General features: G+C 54.4%; 1 rRNA gene. It reads right to left on the bottom strand.

Annotated elements, in window-relative coordinates:
- Positions 1–2701: ribosomal RNA gene (locus VPH46_RS16050) — 23S ribosomal RNA — on the bottom strand; the annotation flags it as partial.
- Between the last annotated feature and the right edge of the window lie 29 nt (positions 2702–2730).

Genomic DNA, 2730 nt, shown 5'->3' with positions numbered 1-2730 from the left:
GAAATCTTATCTCGAGGGAGGCTTCCCGCTTAGATGCTTTCAGCGGTTATCCCGTCCGTACATAGCTACCCTGCTGCGCCGTTGGCACGACGACAGGTACACCAGAGGTACGTTCAACCCGGTCCTCTCGTACTAGGGTCAACTCCTCTCAAATTTCGACGCCCACGGCAGATAGGGACCAAACTGTCTCGCGACGTTCTGAACCCAGCTCACGTACCACTTTAATTGGCGAACAGCCAAACCCTTGGGACCTGCTCCAGCCCCAGGATGTGATGAGCCGACATCGAGGTGCCAAACAACCCCGTCGATATGAGCTCTTGGGGGTTATCAGCCTGTTATCCCCGGCGTACCTTTTATCCGTTGAGCGATGGCCCTTCCACGAGGGACCACCGGATCACTATGACCGACTTTCGTCTCTGCTCGACTTGTCAGTCTCGCAGTCAGGCTGGCTTATGCCATTGCACTCTAACAGTCGGTTTCCAACCGACCTGAGCCAACCTTCGCGCGCCTCCGTTACTCTTTAGGAGGCGACCGCCCCAGTCAAACTACCCGCCACAGAGGGTCCCTGAACCAGTTTCATGGTTCGAGGTTAGACAGTAAACAACAACAGGGTGGTATTTCACTTGATGGCTCCACACCAGCTGGCGCCGGTGCCTCAAAGCCTCCCACCTATTCTACACAGTTCTTGTCCACTGCCACTCTGAAGCTGCAGTAAAGGTGCACGGGGTCTTTCCGTCTAACCGCGGGTACTCCGCATCTTCACGGAGAATTCAATTTCGCTGAGCATGTCCTGGAGACAGTGGGGAAGTCGTTACGCCATTCGTGCAGGTCGGAACTTACCCGACAAGGAATTTCGCTACCTTAGGACCGTTATAGTTACGGCCGCCGTTTACCTGGGCTTCATTTCGGAGCTTGCACCCCTCCACTTAACCTTCAGGCACCGGGCAGGCGTCAGACCCTATACGTCGTCTTGAAGCCGACTTAGCAGAGCCCTGTGTTTTTGCTAAACAGTCGCTACCCCCTGGCCTGTGCCCCCCATGAGAGCTTGCGCTTACATGGGGCCTCCTTCTTCCGAAGGTACGGAGGCAATTTGCCGAGTTCCTTCAGGACACTTCTCTCAAGCGCCTTGGTATACTCTACCTGACCACCTGTGTCGGTTTCGGGTACGGTCTATACGGTGGGGCTATTTCCCGGGACAGTTTCGAAGCCAGCTCAATCCGATAAGAGCTGACAACACACACCATCCGTCACACACCACCAGGCTGCGGAATATTAACCGCATTCCCATCGACTACCCCCTTCGGGCTCGTCTTAGGGGCCGGCTCACCCTGCGCGGATTAGCCTTGCGCAGGAACCCTTGGTCTTTCGGCGAGAGGGCATCTCACCCTCTTTATCGCTACTCATGTCTGCATTCGCACTTCCGATACCTCCACGGTCGGTTACCCTCCCGCTTCACAGGCGTACGGAACGCTCCGCTACCGCGTGCACAAAGTGCACACCCTAAGCTTCGGTGCGTGTCTTGAGCCCCGTTACATCTTCGCCGCAGGAACCCTTGTTTAGACCAGTGAGCTGTTACGCTTTCTTTAAAGGATGGCTGCTTCTAAGCCAACCTCCTGGTTGTTTTGGGATTCCCACATGCTTTCCCACTTAGACACGACTTGGGGACCTTAGCTGTAGGTCAGGGCTGTTTCCCTTTTGACGACGGACCTTAGCACCCGCCGTCTGTCTCCCGAGTAGTACTCCTAGGTATTCGGAGTTTGGTTAGGTTTGGTAGATCTCGCGACCCCCTAGCCCATCCAGTGCTCTACCCCCTAGGGTATTCGCTCGAGGCACTACCTCAATAGTTTTCGCGGAGAACCAGCTATTTCCCGGCTTGATTGGCCTTTCACCCCTAAGCACAACTCATCCGGTAACTTTTCAACGTTAATCGGTTCGGACCTCCAGTGCGTGTTACCGCACCTTCATCCTGGTCATGCATAGATCGCCGGGTTTCGGGTCTAATGCATCAAACTATGGTCGCCCTATTCAGACTCGCTTTCGCTACGCCTACACCTAACGGCTTAAGCTTGCTTGATACATTAAGTCACAGACCCATTATGCAAGAGGTACGCGGTCACACCCTAAAGATGCTCCCACTGCTTGTAGGCAATCCGTTTCAGGTACTGTTTCACTCCCCTCATCGGGGTGCTTTTCACCTTTCCCTCACGGTACTAGTTCGCTATCGGTCATGTACGAGTATTTAGGCTTGGAGGGTGGTCCCCCCATGTTCAGACAGGATTTCACGTGTCCCGCCCTACTCGAGTCCTGATACATCACTTTCGCATACGGGGCTGTCACCCGCTATGGCGCTACTTTCCAGAAGCTTCTGCTAGTTGAATATCAGGCACTGGCCTGGTCCGCGTTCGCTCGCCACTACTAACGGAATCTCGGTTGATGTCTTTTCCTCCGGCTACTGAGATGTTTCAGTTCACCGGGTTCGCTTCACCAAAGCTATGTATTCACTTCGGTGATACCTTTCCCATTTAACCCGGCCGATGTTTGCACACCGGCTGAATTAAATGGTGAAGGTGGGTTCCCCCATTCGGAAATCGTCGGGTCAAAGGTTGCTCACACCTCACCGACGCTTATCGCAGCGTGCCACGTCCTTCATCGCCTGTACATGCCAAGGCATCCACGAATTGCCCTTACCTCACGCTTGAGAGTCCACACCACCAACGACAACACTGGATC

This window comes from Sphingomonas sp. MJ1 (PH-R8), from assembly GCF_048058635.1.
Lineage (GTDB): Bacteria > Pseudomonadota > Alphaproteobacteria > Sphingomonadales > Sphingomonadaceae > Sphingomonas.
The sequence above is the reverse complement of the archived record's forward strand: the minus strand, read 5'-3'. Positions and strand labels throughout refer to the sequence as shown.